This is a genomic window from Hyphococcus aureus (assembly GCF_042643165.1).
GTDB lineage: Bacteria > Pseudomonadota > Alphaproteobacteria > Caulobacterales > Parvularculaceae > Hyphococcus > Hyphococcus aureus.
Genome location: NZ_JBHRSH010000002.1, coordinates 1,123,115 through 1,140,135, shown reverse-complemented (window position 1 = coordinate 1,140,135; position 17,021 = coordinate 1,123,115). Strand labels below are relative to the sequence as shown.

General features: G+C 54.9%; 19 protein-coding genes. 10 read left to right on the top strand and 9 right to left on the bottom strand.

Annotated features, from left to right (window positions below; translation table 11 throughout):
* Window positions 1–4: 4 nt before the first annotated feature.
* Entirely contained in the window at window positions 5–736 is a 732-nt protein-coding gene (locus ACFOOP_RS18420; RefSeq protein ID WP_379882628.1) for a nuclear transport factor 2 family protein, read from the bottom strand.
* Window positions 737–934: 198 nt separating this feature from the next.
* Between ACFOOP_RS18420 and ACFOOP_RS18415 the strand changes: the two genes are divergently transcribed.
* Together ACFOOP_RS18415 and ACFOOP_RS18410 are read left to right on the top strand one after the other, a co-directional pair.
* Window positions 935–1,591 (top strand): nuclear transport factor 2 family protein, encoded by a 657-nt coding sequence (locus tag ACFOOP_RS18415; protein ID WP_379882627.1) that lies wholly within the window; start codon window positions 935–937, stop codon window positions 1,589–1,591.
* Window positions 1,592–1,629: 38 nt separating this feature from the next.
* Window positions 1,630–2,823, top strand: coding sequence for an MFS transporter (locus ACFOOP_RS18410; RefSeq protein WP_379882626.1), 1,194 nt, complete (start codon window positions 1,630–1,632; stop codon window positions 2,821–2,823).
* On the opposite strand, the gene ACFOOP_RS18405 is transcribed toward ACFOOP_RS18410, so the two are convergent.
* Window positions 2,820–3,236 carry a nuclear transport factor 2 family protein gene (locus tag ACFOOP_RS18405; protein WP_379882625.1) on the bottom strand — a complete coding sequence of 139 codons (417 nt, stop codon included), beginning with the start codon at window positions 3,234–3,236 and terminating at the stop codon, window positions 2,820–2,822. The two genes, ACFOOP_RS18410 and ACFOOP_RS18405, sit on opposite strands and share 4 nt — an antisense overlap.
* A 30-nt stretch (window positions 3,237–3,266) precedes the next feature.
* On the bottom strand, window positions 3,267–4,202 hold the full coding sequence (locus tag ACFOOP_RS18400; RefSeq protein WP_379882624.1) for an SDR family oxidoreductase: 936 nt from the start codon (window positions 4,200–4,202) through the stop codon (window positions 3,267–3,269).
* A gap of 129 nt (window positions 4,203–4,331) precedes the next feature.
* On the opposite strand from ACFOOP_RS18400, the gene ACFOOP_RS18395 reads away from it, so the two are divergent.
* Entirely contained in the window at window positions 4,332–4,730 is a 399-nt protein-coding gene (locus ACFOOP_RS18395) for a nuclear transport factor 2 family protein (protein ID WP_379882623.1), read from the top strand.
* Between the two features lie 20 nt (window positions 4,731–4,750).
* Here the strand turns inward: ACFOOP_RS18395 and ACFOOP_RS18390 are convergent, their stop codons facing one another.
* Together ACFOOP_RS18390 and ACFOOP_RS18385 are read right to left on the bottom strand one after the other, a co-directional pair.
* Entirely contained in the window at window positions 4,751–5,275 is a 525-nt protein-coding gene (locus ACFOOP_RS18390) for a DUF3237 domain-containing protein (RefSeq protein WP_379882622.1), read from the bottom strand.
* Entirely contained in the window at window positions 5,275–5,661 is a 387-nt protein-coding gene (locus ACFOOP_RS18385) for a hypothetical protein (protein ID WP_379882621.1), read from the bottom strand. Before ACFOOP_RS18385 ends, ACFOOP_RS18390 begins: the two co-directional genes overlap by 1 nt.
* A 210-nt stretch (window positions 5,662–5,871) precedes the next feature.
* Here ACFOOP_RS18385 and ACFOOP_RS18380 point away from each other — a divergent pair, with 210 nt between their 5' ends.
* Entirely contained in the window at window positions 5,872–7,440 is a 1,569-nt protein-coding gene (locus ACFOOP_RS18380; RefSeq protein WP_379882620.1) for an FAD-binding oxidoreductase, read from the top strand.
* Window positions 7,440–7,958 carry a cytochrome c gene (locus tag ACFOOP_RS18375; RefSeq protein ID WP_379882619.1) on the top strand — a complete coding sequence of 173 codons (519 nt, stop codon included), beginning with the start codon at window positions 7,440–7,442 and terminating at the stop codon, window positions 7,956–7,958. Before ACFOOP_RS18380 ends, ACFOOP_RS18375 begins: the two co-directional genes overlap by 1 nt.
* 32 nt (window positions 7,959–7,990) lie before the next feature.
* On the opposite strand, the gene nov2 is transcribed toward ACFOOP_RS18375, so the two are convergent.
* Window positions 7,991–9,460 carry a lignostilbene-alpha,beta-dioxygenase NOV2 gene (gene nov2 / locus ACFOOP_RS18370; protein ID WP_379882618.1) on the bottom strand — a complete coding sequence of 490 codons (1,470 nt, stop codon included), beginning with the start codon at window positions 9,458–9,460 and terminating at the stop codon, window positions 7,991–7,993.
* A gap of 93 nt (window positions 9,461–9,553) precedes the next feature.
* Window positions 9,554–10,588 (bottom strand): Rieske 2Fe-2S domain-containing protein, encoded by a 1,035-nt coding sequence (locus ACFOOP_RS18365; RefSeq protein ID WP_379882617.1) that lies wholly within the window; start codon window positions 10,586–10,588, stop codon window positions 9,554–9,556.
* A gap of 76 nt (window positions 10,589–10,664) precedes the next feature.
* Here ACFOOP_RS18365 and ACFOOP_RS18360 point away from each other — a divergent pair, with 76 nt between their 5' ends.
* Window positions 10,665–11,267, top strand: coding sequence for a TetR family transcriptional regulator (locus ACFOOP_RS18360; RefSeq protein WP_379882616.1), 603 nt, complete (start codon window positions 10,665–10,667; stop codon window positions 11,265–11,267).
* A gap of 18 nt (window positions 11,268–11,285) precedes the next feature.
* On the opposite strand, the gene ACFOOP_RS18355 is transcribed toward ACFOOP_RS18360, so the two are convergent.
* Entirely contained in the window at window positions 11,286–11,813 is a 528-nt protein-coding gene (locus ACFOOP_RS18355; protein ID WP_379882615.1) for a MarR family winged helix-turn-helix transcriptional regulator, read from the bottom strand.
* 213 nt (window positions 11,814–12,026) lie between these two features.
* Here ACFOOP_RS18355 and ACFOOP_RS18350 point away from each other — a divergent pair, with 213 nt between their 5' ends.
* The 4 genes from ACFOOP_RS18350 (at window position 12,027) to ACFOOP_RS18335 (ending at window position 16,271) form a co-directional block, all read left to right on the top strand.
* Window positions 12,027–13,448 (top strand): aldehyde dehydrogenase family protein, encoded by a 1,422-nt coding sequence (locus tag ACFOOP_RS18350; protein WP_379882614.1) that lies wholly within the window; start codon window positions 12,027–12,029, stop codon window positions 13,446–13,448.
* Window positions 13,449–13,496: 48 nt separating this feature from the next.
* Entirely contained in the window at window positions 13,497–14,246 is a 750-nt protein-coding gene (locus ACFOOP_RS18345) for an SDR family NAD(P)-dependent oxidoreductase (protein WP_379882613.1), read from the top strand.
* Window positions 14,247–14,291: 45 nt separating this feature from the next.
* Window positions 14,292–14,744, top strand: a complete 453-nt coding sequence (locus ACFOOP_RS18340; protein ID WP_379882612.1) for a DoxX family membrane protein — start codon at window positions 14,292–14,294, stop codon at window positions 14,742–14,744.
* A 69-nt stretch (window positions 14,745–14,813) separates the two neighbouring features.
* Window positions 14,814–16,271: a lignostilbene-alpha,beta-dioxygenase gene (locus ACFOOP_RS18335; protein ID WP_379882611.1), complete on the top strand. Its 1,458-nt coding sequence runs from the start codon at window positions 14,814–14,816 to the stop codon at window positions 16,269–16,271.
* Window positions 16,272–16,316: 45 nt separating this feature from the next.
* On the opposite strand, the gene ACFOOP_RS18330 is transcribed toward ACFOOP_RS18335, so the two are convergent.
* Window positions 16,317–16,964, bottom strand: a complete 648-nt coding sequence (locus ACFOOP_RS18330; RefSeq protein WP_379882609.1) for a TetR/AcrR family transcriptional regulator — start codon at window positions 16,962–16,964, stop codon at window positions 16,317–16,319.
* Window positions 16,965–17,021 lie beyond the last annotated feature (57 nt).

Here is a 17,021-nt window from a genome sequence, read left to right as displayed (position 1 = left end):
CTTGTCAGCGATCTTTCATGCCCTCCGGTCGCTTGCCAACCGGATCGCCCGCCCAGTCTTCGCCGGTGACCGGATGCGGATAATGAAAAGGCACAACGCGAGTTTCAGGCCAGACGCGCGGTGTTTCCTTAAGTAATTCGTCCGGTCCGTTTGGGTCTTCCGGATAGGTTTTCTCAAGCGGTGGAAGCAGGGCGCCGCCAACCGACCAGCCCTGCGCGTAATCCGCCTGCCACAAAAGGGAATAGTCATAGACGTCGATTTTCCAGACGCCATTTTCGCGCACATAGCTATGTTCATATATTCCAGCTTCCCAGCAGGCGCGCGGCATGCCCGGAATTTGCGGGCGGCTCTCATGCGTGCCGGCAAGCATCAGGCAGCGAAACCGGCCCTTTGCGGTTTGCCGGTCGGGCGACACCGTAATGATGTCCTGAAGCAGAAGGTGATCGAGAAAAAAGCCGTAAACCGGCCCGTTATGGCCTTGTGTGAAGAGTTCGCGATACCATCCGCACATAAGCCGCCGGATGCTTTCCTTGCCGCGAAAAACGCCGTTCAAAAACGTCGCTGCGCCGTTCTCGGCAAACAGATCCACGACCTCGTCATAGAGGCATTTATCGAGATAGTAGCCATATTTGTATTGAAGCTCACGAATCTCGTTTTTGTCCCGCAAGGCGCCGATTTCATTGCGCATCTCGGACAGTTCCTGTCTCAGCGCATTCAGTTCTTCCGTATCGGTCATTTCATCGCTCCCGGTCAAACGCCTCATTTTCCTAGCATGAAGAAGCCTCGCCGGAACCGGTCTATATGGTGCTCTGAATGATTCTATAGGCCTTCAATTCTGAAGTTGGTTCGTATTCTCGGTAGGGTAGTTTAGTTGGCGCTTGCTCGGGGTGAAGGTTTCAATCAGACTTTTGATAAGTCAAAGGGAGTCAACGACGTGAGCCAGGAAGACATGCTTGTCGCGCTGCAACGCGAAGTGGAAAGCCTTAAAAACAAGATGAGCGAACTGGAAAAGCGCGCAGGTGCGGCTGACGACTATATAGCGATTTCCAACCTGCAACGGACTTACGGCTATTATGTAGACAAAGGCCAATGGGATGACGCTGCCGACCTGTTCGCTGAAAACGGGACCCTCGAAATTGCGGGGCGCGGCGTTTACAAAGGTCAGGACCGTGTTCGGCAATATATGAACAACTTCCCGAAATATGAGCGCGGCGTGCTTTTCAACCATATGCAGCTGCAACCGGTCATCACAATCAATGCAGAATCCGGAACGGCGAAAGGGCGCTGGCGGACCTTCATTCAGATCGCGACCCTTGACGTTGAGGCGCGCTGGGGAGAGGCCACTTATGAAAATGAATATGTGAAGGTCGATGGGATCTGGCGCATCGCCAAACTGCACGGCTTCATTACGTTTTATTCCGAATATGATCGCGGCTGGGACAAGGGCGGCGTCAAGCTTGTACGGTCTTTTAAAGGGCTCGAACCCGATGCGCCGTCTACTTACAACTATGAGGCCTGGCCTGAAGCTTTCATCCCGCCCTATCATTATCCGAATCCGGTGACCGGGCGCCGTAATAATGGTTCTGTGTAAAAGGCTGGAGATTTGGTGTGCAGGGTGAGCGGCGAATTATGGCGCGATTGATACTGCCATTGTTTTTCATGGTGATGATGATTGACGGCTATGATCTGGCCGCAATGCCGCTAGCCTTGCCATATATTGTCAAGGATATGGGGATTGAGCCGAGTGCGCTCAGCGGCGCCTTGTCGGCGGTGCTTGTGGGGCTTGGCGTCGGGGCTCTCCTGATCGGTCCGCTAGGGGATCGTTACGGACGGCGGTTGCTGATCGTGTTGTCATTGGCGCTGATTGGCGCGGCGACTATTGGCACGGGGTTTTCCTCATCGATCACGGAATTTGTGGTCTGGCGGTTTCTGACCGGGCTCGCACTCGGCGCCTGCCTGCCTAACATCACAGCGAATACCGCCGAACTGGCGCCGCCGGAGAAAAAGGCGACGACCCTGGCGTTCATTTCCGCCGGGATCGCGATCGGCGGCATTCTTGCTGGCCTCATTACGCCAATGCTGGTGGCGGTCGGTGGGTGGCCCTTGATATTTTATGTGGCGGGGGCGTTTATCTTCGTCCTCGCGGGTGTGTTGTTCATGACGCTGCCTGCGGCGGCGCCGTCGTCGGAAATTGAAGCCGCCGCTCCGGTTGCGCGCGGATCGATCCTTGCGCCATTGAGCCCGCGCTATTTGTTGGCGACCACGGTGTTTGTGGGCCTCTATACGGTGAATGCGTTTGTTCTCTACATGATCGTCAGTTGGTTGCCGCATCTTTTGACGCAAGCAAAGCTTTCGCTCGATGCGTCGTCCCAGTTGACCGCATTCTTCCAAGGCGGCGGCCTTGTCGGCGGGCTCGTCATTTCATGGTTCATTGACCGGGGAAGGCGCGTTGCGGCGTTTACAATTGGCTATGCGCTGGTCATCGTCGCTTTTTACGCAACCGGCGCTGCGACAGGCAGCGCGTTGTTATGGGCGTTGCTGTTGCTGGTCATCGGCGGCGGCGTATCCGGCGCGCATCTGGCCATCATGGCGTTAAGCGCCTCCTTCTATCCGCCCTATCTCTTTTCATCAGCCATAGGGCTTGCGGTTGCTGTCGCGCGCCTTGGCGCTATCGCAGGGCCCTTAATCGGGGGCGCGCTTGTGGCGCGGGACTATGCGCCTCAGTCCTATCTTCTTGTGTGTGCCGTACCGGTTTTGGTCTGCATGGCGTTTGCAGCGCTCAGCGGGCGCGTACAAAAAGCGGATATTGGCGGCGCGGGTTAGGCTTGTTTTTCAGCAAGAAAGTAGACCGCACCCTTAATGTGCTGGACGAGGCCGTCGCTGTTCAATTCATAAAGAATGAGAAATTCGAGATCGACCTTGCTGTCTTTTGCCACCGGCGTCATGCCCGGATAGCCTTTTTCTTCCAATATAGCAGGCGTTAAATCTTTCAGGCCTTCAAAACTGATCACGACATTGGCGACAAAGCCCTCATTGCCGTTATAAAAGCCTTTGAACCTCACGGTCTCGCGGCAATATTCGTGAAAGAATTTGTAAAAGGCGCGGAAAGCGGGCTTTCCCTTAACGATGAAACCGGCGTTCTCAAGCGCGAAATCGTCAGCGAAAAATGTTTCCAGCGTTGCGTAATCGCGTGCGTTAAAGGCTTTTACGTACTGGTGATAGTCGCTTTCTTTCACGGATTGTCTCTGTGCTTGGGTCGTAAAAAATCAGGCGGCGTTGTCTTTCGCGACTTGTTTCAAAAAATCTGCATTCGCCTCGATCAGTTCACGCACTGAGCGCGCCTTGTGGCCTGTCAGTTTTTCAACGTGATCAGTGCAGATGTCGAGATACCCCTCGCGCAATGCGCGCTCAAAACTGACCATGTCATCGCTGTTCCAGGGAATGCCGGCGACCGTCTGGTCATCGACTGGCTCGCGCGGGATGCCGAGCGCATCGAAATGCGCGTACATGCCGTCATCGTCGGTTTCGACGAGTTTGATCTCTTTGCCGCAAATTTCGCTGAGCATGGCCGCGACTTCTTCAAAGGTTTCGCTAACGGGACCGGTGATGGGGTAGGCCTGATTTTCGTGACCATCCTGCGTTAGCACGGCAACAGCGCTGTTGACGCAATCCTCCCGCCAAACCATGGCTTCGCGGCCGCCATTGGAGCTTGTCATCCAGACCCCGGAAGCAATGAAACCCGGACCCGCGTTCAGGATCATGGCGTCAGCGTAATGAGCGTCACGCAAAAACGTCCAGGCGCAACCGCTTGCCTTGATGAGATTTTCTGTTTCGCGATGGTCAAGCGTGACAATAGCGGGGTTGTCTTCTTCGACATTCACAAAGCTGGTGTAGATAATGTGTTTCACACCGTTATCGGCCGCGGCGTCGATCGCAGCCTTATGTTGCGGAATGCGCGCCCCAACACGAGTGCCGGAAATCAACAGCATTTTCTCTGCGCTCTTGACGGCGCCGGCCAGTGTTTCCGGCTTGTCAAAATCGCCATAACGAACGTCGCAGTTCTGTGCGGCGCGTTCGGCGAGTTTTGCGGGCGTGCGGGTAATCAGGATGAGATCGGACGGGGCGACGCCTTTGGCTATAAGTTTGTCGGTCGCCATCCGGCCATATTGCCCAGACGCGCCGGTAATGACAATTTTTCCCATTTTGCCTCCGCCCTGCATATTGCTTGCAACGATTGTCTTGTCACAGACTATAACGATCGTTAGCGTTTTCTCAAGGCGTCAAAGCTGCAGTCAGATAGCCGCTGCAAAGAAGTCCAGGAGGGAATAGAGGTGAACCGCGAGCAATATGAAGACTACGCGCGCAAGTTTAATGCGCGCGATTATGATGGTGTGTTTGATTTTTATGATGAGAATCCGGAACTGTCATTTTTCGGTATTGAAATTCGGACCCGTAAGGAACTGACGGATTTCTATAGTTTCCTGCATACCTATGTGAAGGAAACGATCAGGATCGAAAAGTTTGCATCAAGCGATGAACTAGCCGCGGTTGAAGGCATTATCCGGGTGGAAGGGATAAAAGACCTCGATGCCGCAACGCTTGAAGCAAACGGCATGGGCGCGTTCTTTCCGATCAGGAAAGGCGAGGTTCAGGAAATGCGGCAATATATTCATTACCACTTGCATAACGGCAAAATCAAAAGCGTTGGCTGCGCGATTGTGCCGTCCTGAGCAGCCCTAATGTCCAGAGGTCAAAGCAAGGCGTAATATCGGATCGTATTGCCGTCTTTGCGCCGTCGGCCGATGCCTAAAAAAATATGACGCATCAGCCACTCATGCGGGCCTTTTTCTGTTTCGAAGGTTGGGGAGGAGCGCAGATAGAACTGTTCAAACGGAACCTCGGGTCCGTCGCGAAACATCCAATCTTGCATTCGTTTAAGGGTGTCCGGTTCGCGCCCCCACAGGAAGCCGCGATTGTGCATCAGGATTTTTGTTCCGTCTTCAGCTTCCAGCATATATCGGGCGTCGCTGGAGAGCACGTCATCTGGCCGGAACAGGGCCCAGTCGCCGCCGCTGCCAGGCAGGACAACGCCATTGAGTTTCGGGCCGGTTATTTTTCCGCTGTCGATATAAACAAAACCGCGCCCTGCGCCGCTCGGCATATCGGGAATGGAATCATAACGGGCGAAGTTGATTTCGATTTCAAAGACGAATTCCAGCTTTGGCGATTGAGGGCCGGAACTGCCGTCTAAAGGAATATTCGGAATCGCCGTCATCAGGCCATAACCCAACGGAACACAGGCTTTTTGCCGATATGGCGCAGTTGCGCTTCGGCGCGCAGGCGCAAGCCCTGTTCTTCGCCGAGACCGCGCATGAGGATATAGTCGCTCCAGCTTGTGTAACCCTGGATGGCGCCCCGATGGTTGCCAATGCGCTCTTTCCAGAGCTGCACCAGATCACCCTTGAGCGCAGCGATGCTGTTTGCGCCTTGCACAGTCTTAAGGGCGAGGTCGCGCGCTGAAGGAATATCATCTGTATAAACAGTAAGAACGGGTGCGCTTGTAGAGGCGCCGTCGAGCGAGTCTGCTGAACCCGACGCGAGAATCGCGGTAGCTGCCGCGCCGCTCCCTACAAGAATATCCCGCCGCTTCATTTTCAGCATATTTTGATCTCCCAATTCATAGGCACGGATATTGTGATTATCGCAGCGAGTTTTTGTTGTGCGAAAGGCGTATTGCACAAGCGCCCTGCGCTGAATTCCCGGTTGCATCAATTATAACGATCGTTATGATGATGGCAATAGGGACGAAACAAGAGAAAGACGCGTCAAGCGCGGTCATCGCTGCATTGCGTCGTAAGCTGGAGCAAAGGAATGGCAGAGAGAATCCTTCCGCCGGGACTGGATGCGACGAGTTTTGACAGCGCCATTGCAGCGTTGAAACGCGCGCTTGGCGAACACAAGGTTTTCGACACCGAGCTTGATCGCGACACTTATATCGACCCTTACGCGCTTGGCGACGGTCTTGATCATGCCGCATCAGCTGCGCTGGCGCCGACAAGCGTTGAAGAGGTTCAGGCGATCGTCCGCATTGCGAATGAACACAAGCTGCCGCTCTGGCCTGTGGCGCGCGGCAAGAACCTCGGCTATGGCGCGGCGTCGCCGATGCTTGCCGGCAGCGCTGTTCTCGACATGACCCGGATGAATCAGATTCTGGACGTTGATGAGCGCTACGCCTATGCGACGCTTGAGCCTGGCGTGGGCTTTTATCAGTTTCATGAGCACCTAACGAACAACAACATTCCGCTGTGGATGTCGGTTCCGGCGAATGGCTGGGGGTCTGTGCTTGGCAACGCGCTGGAGCGCGGCATCGGCTATACGCCATACGGCGACAACACAACGAAGCTCTGCGGTCTGGAAGTCGTGACGCCTACCGGCGACATTGTCCGCACCGGGATGGGCGCCATGGAAGGAAATAAATCTTGGGCGCATTACCCTTATAGTTTCGGGCCGAGTTGGGACCAGATGTTCGTTCAATCCAATTTTGGCGTCGTCACAAAAGCCAATGTGTGGATGATGCCGGAGCCGGAATTGACGGCCCATGCCCAGGTAAATCTTCCGGAGATGGAAGATATTAAATGGGCGATGGATATTCTCGCCGATCTGAGACTGCGCGGAATTATCGAACATAATGTGGTTTTCGGCAATTATCTGCATGATGCTTCCGCGTTCACGACCCGCGCCGACTGGTATGAAGGCGAGGGGCCTATTCCCGATGAGGTCGCAGAAAAAATTCAGCAAACCTACAATGTCGGATGGTGGACCTTCCATCTTTCGATCTTTGGTGAAGGCAGCCTTGTTGAAGCGAAGCAGAAAATCGTCAGCGCCGCCTTCGAGCCGAAGCTTGGTAAAAAACTCGAATGGCGCAATTGGCGAAAGGGCGAGCCGCGCGAACCATTCAGCATTTCCGTCGGCGTGCCGATGGTGTTGCCGCTCAACGTCGTCAACTGGATGGGTGGGCGCGGCGGCCATATCGGGTTTTCACCCATTCTGCCGCCGTCAGGTGAACTCGCCTATGATGCTTTCATGAGGCGCAAGCGGCGCTTTGAAGAAGCGGGCCTTGATTATTATTCAAGCTTTACGGTTGGTCACCGCCATATCGCGAACGTCAACATGATCCTTTATAATCGCGATGATGCGGATATGGTGAGCCGCTCGCGCGCGCTCTTTACACAGATGATCAAGGATGCGCGCGAGGAAGGCTATGGCGAGTATCGCACCCATATCGACTTCATGCAGTCGGTTGCCGAGACCTATGACTATAACGACCATGCGTTGATGCGCCTTAATGAAAAAGTTAAGGATGCGCTTGATCCGAATGGTGTGATAGCGCCCGGCAAGAATGGCGTCTGGCCCGCGCGTTTGCGCGAAGGGAGCAAGTAATGAACAAGAGCGCTTTCCCCGCCCGCTTTATTGTAGCCGCCGCCTCGATGCTCGCGCTGGCGAATTGCGGAAATAAAGAAGAGGCGGCAACGCCCGCACCTGAAGCTCGGGAAGAGATGCAGGCTGAGGAGCAGGCCTCTACAGAAATCGCCACTGATGCAGTAACCGAAACTGCGGCGGCGCATGATGCGTCGGACATGACCAAAGTTTCCTCGCAAGGGGCGGCGGCGAAGCAGGCGAAAGGCGTTTTCGCACATGCGGCCGCGGGCGATCCGGAAGCGGTTTTTCTGGCGCGCTGCCAATATTGCCACGTTCAGTTGGGCCCTGGCACGATTACGCTTGCGCGGCGTCTTGGCGAAGAAGATGCGTTGCTTGCGAACCGCACCGACCTGACAGAAGACTATGTCACAACGGTCGTCAGGCATGGACTGAACACGATGCCCGCGCTGACGCGTGTTGAGGTTAGCGACGCCGAGCTGGAGCTAATCGCCGAGTACCTTACGCGGAATAATGAATAGGCCGCGGAAAGTAGCTGAGCCAAATCGACGAACTATACCGCGGCAGCATCCTTGTAAGTGGCCATCGGCACCCACCAGCCATGAACCTGCGGCCGCATGCGGCAAGGCATGATGACTTTTGCAACCGGTCCGGCGGAAATATTACCGCCGTCGATCACCCACAATTCTGACTTGTATTCATTGTCGCCAGTCTTTCGGTCGACGACGGCGAGCAGCCAGCCCTCATGATCGGGGTCATCGGCAGGAATATGCACGGGCTCATTGATGGCGCTTTCAAAAGGCAGCGACATCATGTCGAGACGCCCTGTTTCGGGTTCAAGCCGAAGCAGGGCGTTGAATGCTGTCCCGACCGGTCCGCCAATTAGTGGAGGGCCCCCTTCGGGATTCATGCTGAGATACCAGCCATGATCATAGGCGCGTCCGTGAAGGGCGTCGGAGATGCGGGGCATATCGCCCGGCGGTCCGATGTCGATAATTTCGAATGCGTCGTCATCTTTTGACAGATCAAAAGTCCAGCGTTGCGTCGAGCCCGGGATTTCCCAGTTCTGCTTTGTGACGCCGCCGGCTTCGCGCATGAACGGGAACATGTTGGTCTCCGCCGTATGCAAATCGAGGCACACGCGGTCGTCGTCTTCATCAAACGCATTCAGAATATGAAATGCTGAAACGCCTTTGGGGCCTTTGAAGGCGCGCAGCGATGTCACATCGCCATAACGCGGCATGATTCCGATCCAACATTCGAGATCCTGATCATGGGCCCAATGGGGACCGCCTGCTTTCATGCGCTCAAGATCGGCGGTCGTCGGGAAGAGCGGAAAAATAGCGTATTTCTTAGTAATGGCGAAGTCGTGCATCATGCCGCAATAGGGAAGTTTGAACCATTGCTCGTAAACAAGCTCGCCATTCTTGTCGGCGATGCAATAGGCGAGGTCATCTGTGCACAGACCGCCAGCCTCATAGCCGAAGAAAAACATCTCGCCGGTCTCCGGGTCGATCCGCACATGCGCCGTCATTGTTTGGGATTTCAAAGCGCCGTGAAAATCCCATGAGCCAATCGTCTCAAGTGTTTTCGGATTAATTTCATACGCTCGGCCGTCCTCCTTGGTCATGAAGAGACGGCCGGCGTGCCAGACAGGCGTGGTGTTTGAGACAGTGCGATCGACGCCTTCCACGCTTGGGTCATCCGTGAAGGGATTGCGATAGCGCCCAAACAGAGCCTTGCCGGCTTTTTGCTCCGCCAGATAGCGGGCCGTTTCTACATATTTAATGGCGTAATCAACATTGCCACTATTGATCAAAAAGCGGGCGATCATCCCATCTGCGGACAGGCCGGTGTCATCTTCAAGCATGGGCTCATGCGCCGGGTCGGGAACAGCGCGGAAAAAGACCCCGCTGATCTCAGGCGGGATTGTCCCTTCCACGGGCAGGTTGCGAAGGTCGAGCTCCTGGCGCACCGGGGTGTTGAGTTCCGTGAAGTCCGGCGTATTCGGGAATCCGGGCATCGTTGTTTCCTGCCATTATGGTTGTGGTAGTGCAATTACTACCAAAAGGTAGCAATATCTGGCAAGAAAACATAGGGTATATTTTTTTAAGGCTCAGGCTTCGGCGTCCATCATCTCCTGCAACATCCGGCGGCCTTCTGCGGCGTTGCGATCGCTTTTGATCAAGAGATCTTGCGGCACACCTCCAGTGAGTGCGAGCATCTTCTCAATCTCTTCGGTCGCGAATTTGTCTTCCTCAATCACCGGTTTCAGATATTCATACATGCCGTCGAGGCCTTTTTCGTCAGGGGAGGCCATGGCGAAGAAGTAGAGACAGCTTTTATATGTTGACGGCGTTACGGCGTGATAAACGCGCGCCTTTGAAATCACCTCTCCAGGTTTTTCAGGATGATCTTCGGGATAGCATTGATCGCCAATACCGGCATGAAAGCCCGGCAGGTAGAAATCCATCCCTACAACACGGTCGATCTTGTCGACATTATGACCCATATGCGCCATCACCGGCGGCGCATCAGCGTTCTTTATATAGCGACGGCTTGAGAGAAATCCCGGCTTTGTCGTTATCTCTTCCGGCGTTGATGCGTTCTCCGGCGTGCCGATGCTGCTCGAATGCAGATAGCCAAGATGGGTTAGGTCGAGAAGGTTATCGTTTAGAAGCTGGTAGCGGCCATTGACTTCCTGTGCATAGAACGGCCGCGCAATCATGCCTTCTACAGTTAAACCAATCTCGTTGAGGTCAGGAAGCAGGGAGGTGTTCACTTTTTCCCTGTCACCCATCCATATCCATAACCATAGACCGTGCTCCACGAGAGGATAGGATGGGATTCGAATGTTCCGCCGAACTGTTTCCTGGCTGGGAATATCGATGCAGTCGCCGTTCGGCCCAAATGCGATTCCGTGATAGCCGCAGCGAATTGAATCTCCTTCAAGGCAACTGGCGCCGAGTGGGAAGTGCCGGTGCGGACATCGTCCCCCGACGGCGACGGCCTCTCCGTCTTCTTTTCTATAAAGGACGACAGGCTCATTGAGGATTGTGCGGGGCAAAAGCTCGCGGCCGACCTCATTTGAGAATGCAGCCACATACCACCCGTTGCGAACGGCGAAACTACCCTCCTGAAAAGGATACATTGTATGCCTCCCTATAGACTTACACTGTAAGATTGCTATTAGTTGACCGCTGATGGGCCGGAGTCAAGGAAGATTTATGAGCGAGACGCCTCTGAGCCGCGCCGCCATCGTCGATGCGGCGATCGCAGTCCTCAACGATGTCGGGTTGGAGCAGGTTAGCTTGCGCAAAGTTGCGGAAAGACTCGGCGTCAAGGCGCCGTCTCTTTACTGGTATGTGGAGGACAAGGCGGCGCTTCATGCGCTGATGTCGGAAACAGTCTTCCGATCTTGTCTTGACGCTATGCCGGAATGTTCAGACTGGCGGGAATGGCTTTGCGCCTATGGGCGCGCGCTATGGGAGGCGCAGCTAAGCCTTCGCGACGCCGCCAAGCTTATCATTATCGGCGGCGTGCATGAAGAACGGTTGCGCAGTCTGGCGAATGAAATTGCAGACAAGCTGGCGCAATTTGGAATTGAGAAACAAACAGCCACGGTCATGCAATCTTCGGTGCAAGCGTTGGTGACGGGCTGGGGGGCTTTTCAACAAAGCTCCAATGCGCCATTTTTAAACAGTATCATGAGCGTAGAAGACGAAGCCATGCGTAGCATTGAGGCGCTTGTGGATGGCTGGTCCACGCGCGTGAAGTCATCCTCTGGACGGCTAAAAGCCAGTCCGGCGCAGGCTAAAAATGCAAAATAAAAAATGGGTTTGTTCTCGTCAGGCCTCGGGGCGCGTCTTTTCGAGAAAAATCGAGCGCCCTTTTTCATCGCTTGCTTCCAGGCTCTTGATAAGCCTCATGACATAGTGATCGAAAGCAAGAAATTCATCCTCACGCAGTGAGTCGAACAAATATTGCGCGACTTTGTCCGCCGTGGGGAGCATTTGCTTGTACAATCGCCTGCCTTCGCTTGTCAGGCGCAGGATTTTTCTTCTGCGGTTGGTTTCATCAATGCTGCAGGTGATCCAGCCTTTGCGTTCGAGCGATGTGACGGCGCGGCTGACGCTCATGGTACTCACGCCGGAAATTTCGGCGAGTTCATGAGAGGCGGACGAGCCAAGGCGGCCGATAAGCATGATCACGCGAAATTCATTCATGGTGACGCGGAAGCGCTTTTCAAGATGTTCCGAGAAAGGCGCATTCAGCCTGTTTCCGAGTTTCAAAAGGCGGTGAAGCACTTCGAAAGGATCGACGGAGTTCGCGCTTGCCTGAGGCGACAGTGACCTGTTATTTTTAGTCTTGTTCATTGTGCTTTTTATCTATCTGGCTGACGTAAGCGAACCGGGGCGAGGCGTTCTCTCCATGCCCTTTCGGAAGAGGGTGGGGCGCTGCGGCGGTTCGCTTCTCGGGCATGTGACGCTTCTCATTCGGTCCTATTGCCTCTTTTATAACGGCCGTTATTATCACTGTCCAAGCGCGGCCGCACAAGGGCGCCGGCGATAAACACCCTGGGAGGTTCCATGACGCACGAATTTCATCTGCTCATTGACGGAAAATTGACGTCTGGTGCGTCGACTTTTGACGTCGTAAACCCGGCGACCGGGGAAGCTTTCGCCAAATGCCCGAAAGCTGACGTCGATCAACTGGAGCAGGCGGTGAAAGCCGCCAAGGAAGCCTTCCCAGGCTGGTCCAAAAAATCGCTCGATGAGCGTGCAGCGCTGGTGAACAAGCTTGCTGACGCCCTTGAAGCGCGTGCGGATGAATTTGCGCGGCTGTTGACGTCGGAACAAGGCAAGCCTGTTGATCAGGCCATGTATGAAGTCATGGGGAGCGTTTTCACCCTCAGGGCGTTCGCCGGTATGAAGCTTGAGCAACGCACGCTCCGCGACGAAGGCGGCAATAAAGTGATTGAGCACAGAACGCCGCTCGGCGTTGTGGCGGCGATCACGCCGTGGAATTTTCCGCTGATCCTTCTGATGAATAAACTCGGGCCTTGTCTCGTGACCGGCAACACAATGGTTGCGAAGCCTGCGCCGACGACGCCGCTGACCTCTCTTCTGTTTGGTGAGCTTGCCAAGGACATTCTGCCGGCGGGTGTTTTGAATATTGTCTGCGACGAGAATGAGCTTGGACCGTTGATGACCAGCCATCCTGATATCGCAAAGGTGGCGTTCACCGGATCGACCGCAACAGGTAAAAAAGTCATGCAATCCGCGGCGGAGACGGTGAAACGTGTGACGCTGGAGCTCGGCGGCAATGACGCCGCGATTGTGATGGATGACGTCAATCCCAAAGCCGTTGCGAAGAAGGTGTTCGATGGCGCCATGACCAATGCCGGCCAGATTTGTGTCGCCGTCAAGCGCGCATATGTGCCGGAAGCCATGTATGACGAGTTCTGCGAGGAGCTGACAAAGCTTGCGAATGACGCTGTCGTCGACGAAGGAACAAAACAGGGCGCGCAGATCGGTCCTGTTCAAAACCGCATGCAGTACGAAAAAGTAAAAGAGTTTCTCGCGGACGCGCGCGCAAAAGGGAAAGTGCTCGCTGGCGGCGAGGCGATGGACCGGCCAGGCTTTTTCATTCCGCCGACAATCGTTCGCGACCTGCCGGAAGATGCAAAGCTCGTGAAAGAAGAGCAGTTCGGTCCGGTGCTTCCCGTTCTGAAATATGCCGACATTGAAGATGTGATCGCGCGGGCGAATGACTCCGAATATGGTCTCGCCGGCACCGTCTGGGGCAAGGATCTTGCGCGCGCGACCGACGTCGCCATGCGCATTGACGCTGGCACGGTCTGGGTGAATCAGCATCTCGCGATCGATGCAAATCTGCCGTTCCGTGGTTCAAAGCAGTCCGGCATGGGCGGTGAGCTCGGCATTGAAGGGCTCTATGAATATACGCAACCGCATATCGTCAACTCCGTGCCGCTGGATGAGGGCGCATAACGCAACCACCGTCGCCGCAGCAGTGACGCAGAATTTACGAGCGCATTAATGCGTTTCAAGGGAAAGAGTGTGCTCGTAACCGGCGCCGCCGGGGGGATTGGCCTCGCGGCGGCCAGGCGTTTCGCGCAAGAAGGCGCAAAACTTTTACTTTGCGATGTCAACGGCGAGCTTCTGGAGCAGGTCACAGCGGAACTCGTGGTTGATGGCGGCGAAGCCGTGAGTTTTGTCGCCGACCTTTCTGACGAAAGTCAGTGTGAAGCCATGGTGGCGCGCAGCGTTGAGATCTTTGGAGGTCTTGACATCGCCTTTAACAACGCCGGCATACCAACGGATATTTCCATTCCGTTTTCTGAGTTTTCCGGCGATGACTGGCGCAAGGTCATTGGCGTGAACCTGAATAGTTATTTTTACTGCATGAAAGCGGAAGCTAGGGCGATGAAAACGGGCGGGGCAATCATCAACACCGCTTCGGTCGCCAGTCTGGTCGCGGCGCCGAATATGGCGGCCTATGTCGCCAGCAAACATGGCCTCGCCGGGCTGACGAAAGCGGCGGCGCTTGATCTCATCAAACAGAAAATCCGGGTGAATGCGGTCTGCCCCGGTTTTGTCCGTACGCCAATGATGGCGCCAGCGTTGTCGATGGAAGGCGCGGAGGAACAGCTTGGCGCCGCCGCGCCTATCGGCCGTATAGCGGAACCGGAAGAAATCGCCGACATTGTTCTGTTTCTGGCTTCGGAAGAGGCGAGCTACATGGTTGGCGCACTCGTCAGCGCCGATGGCGGCGTCACCATTCAATAAAGAGGCAAGCCTCATTTTTGAGCGCTAAAGGGGAGGGATGCAGAAATGAAAATCGCCTATCATGTAGGACGGATTGTTTTCGGTCTCTGGTTTTTATACGCCGGGATTGAGTTTTTTCTTCCCTATGATCTGCAGCCTATCGGCGAGAATCCGCTCACGCAGGAATTTACGCTTGCATTGATCCACAGCGGTTTCATGACATGGGTGAAGCTCGCCGAGATCGTTATCGGCATTTTCGTTCTTCTCAATCGCGCGATGCCGTTGACCATGGCGGCTTGTGCGCCGATCACCTTCGTTATCGCCTATTGGAATTTCGTGTTGGAGCCGGGCGTTGTGGAATATGTCTTCGGCGTCGCGACCGTGGCGCTAAATATTTTTCTACTATTGCCGTACCGGGCTTACTGGTTGCCCATGTTTATCTGGCGCGCAAAACCCGATTACGGACTCTCTCTCTCGGCGGGACTCGTGGCGATTAAACTTTCTTCTGAACATTATTGATCTGGGTCAAACTCATTTCGTAGCGCCATGCATTAATGTTCTACCATATGGTAGAATGGAGAATGCCTCATGGCCAAATTTCCTGACAATCCCGGCTTCACCAGCGTGTTGCGCCTCGTCCGGCTAGAGGGGGACATCCATGATCTCGAAATTGAAGGAGAGGTCCCTGCTGATCTGAACGGCGCGTTTTACAGAGTGCATCCCGACCCACAATTTGCGCCAAAATTCGATGATGATCAGTTCTTTAATGGCGACGGCATGGTCTCCATGTTCCGCTTTCACGACGGACATATCGATTTTCGCCAGCGTTATGCGCATACGGATCGCTTCAAACTGGAGCGGGAGGCCGGTCGCGCCCTCTTTGGCGCGTACCGCAATCCCCTTACTGATGATGAAAGCGTCAAGGGGCGGATTCGCGGCACCGCAAACACAAATGTTCTCGTCCACGCTGGCAAACTCTTCGCCATGAAAGAGGATAGCCCATGCCTTCTCATGGATCCGAATACGCTGGAGACAGAAGGCTATACTGATTTTGGCGGCGACCTGACGCTGCCGACCTTTACGGCGCATCCGAAAATCGATCCGGTAACAGGCAATTTCTGCGGGTTTGGATATGCGACCAAGGGGCCATTGACGACGGATGTCAGCTATTTTGAAATCGATCCGGCGGGAAAGGTCGTCAAACAGATCGATTTCGAAGCGCCGTATTACACCATGCTGCATGATTTCGCGATCACTGAAGACTATGCGGTTTTTAATATCTCCCCTTACACATCAAGCTGGGAACAGCTCGAGCGCAATGCGTCGCATTTCATGTATGACCCGGCCCTGCCGTCATATCTTGGCGTCCTGCGCCGCGATGGCGATGGCGGCGATATCCGCTGGTTCAAAAAAGAACCGAGCTTTTGCGGATGTCATGTGATGAACGCCTTTCAGGAAGGAACGAAAATCCATCTTGATCTGCCAATCTCTCAAAATAACAGCCTGCCGTTTTTCCCGGATATAAATGGAAAACCGTTCGATCCAATGGCGGCCCGGACTTATCTGTCGCGTTTGACGGTGGATGTCTCTGCAAACAGCGATGAATTAAGCGACATTAAAAAGATTGGCGAGACATGCGGCGAATTTCCGCGCATTGATGACCGCTATGCCGGCCGGCCTTATCGTCATGGCTGGATGGTCACTTATGATTTTGACAAGCCTTACAACGGTCCGGCGGGCCCGTTTGCGGGTGTTCTGAATTCACTGACTCATTTTGATCTTGAGACCGGCGTTGAGCAAAGCTGGTGGGCCGGTCCCGATAGCGGCATACAGGAGCCGTGCTTTATCCCGCGCGGTCCCGGCGTGCAGGAGGGCGACGGCTATCTCGTTGCCCTCGTTGATAATCACATCACCAACTATTCGGATTTGTGCGTTTTCGAGGCGTGTAACCTCGCCAAAGGTCCGATTGCCCTGGCGAAACTGCCCATTCGTTTGCGTCAGGGCTTGCATGGCAACTGGGTCGACGCCGCCAATCTGGCGGCCTGAGCGATAAACATATGCGGCTCAACCTGATCCCGGTTGGGCCTGCTATCAGCGGATCAGTCCGGCAAGCATAAAGCCGACAATTTCGTCAGCGGCGCGCCGCACATCGAGAGTCAGGGTTTTGAACTCTGCGGCGTAGGCGACACGCTCACCAAAACCTTGCGTGAAAGCGAAGGCGCCAAGCGCGGCGGTATAACGCCAATAGAACGCCTCTTCATCGAGGCCGGGGAGGCGTTTTCGTATAAGCTTGCGCAACAAGAGCGATGCATCGCGGAATAAGTCAGCCGTCACCTTTAAAACGATTGGCGATGGATCGGTCAGGACGCGGCCATAGAGAAGCCGCGTTGTCTCCGCATCGTCCTCGCCTGGCATCAGCAGCGGCGGTTCCACGAGGGCGCGGATGATTTCCTCTAGCGCCGCTTTATGAGATCGCTTGGGCGCGCGCTCGCATGCTCTTAGCCGCCGCAGCTGTTCGGTCTGGATAGGGCCGAAGCGGCGTTCGCAAACAGCGCGAAACAGGTTTTCCTTGGCGCCCCAGTAATAAACAACCGTCGCCTTGTTCATGCCGGCGCGCGCCGAAATCGCACCGATAGACGCGCCCTCATAGCCGAGTTCGATAAACAGCGCTTCGGCGGCGTCGAGATAGCGGCTGGCGGTGTCTTCCGAACCGGATTGTTTCAGCTTTTCGGCCGCCATCTATTAGGCCCTTGATTTCAAATTTATACGACCGTATAAAATTTCGAAAAAAGGGTC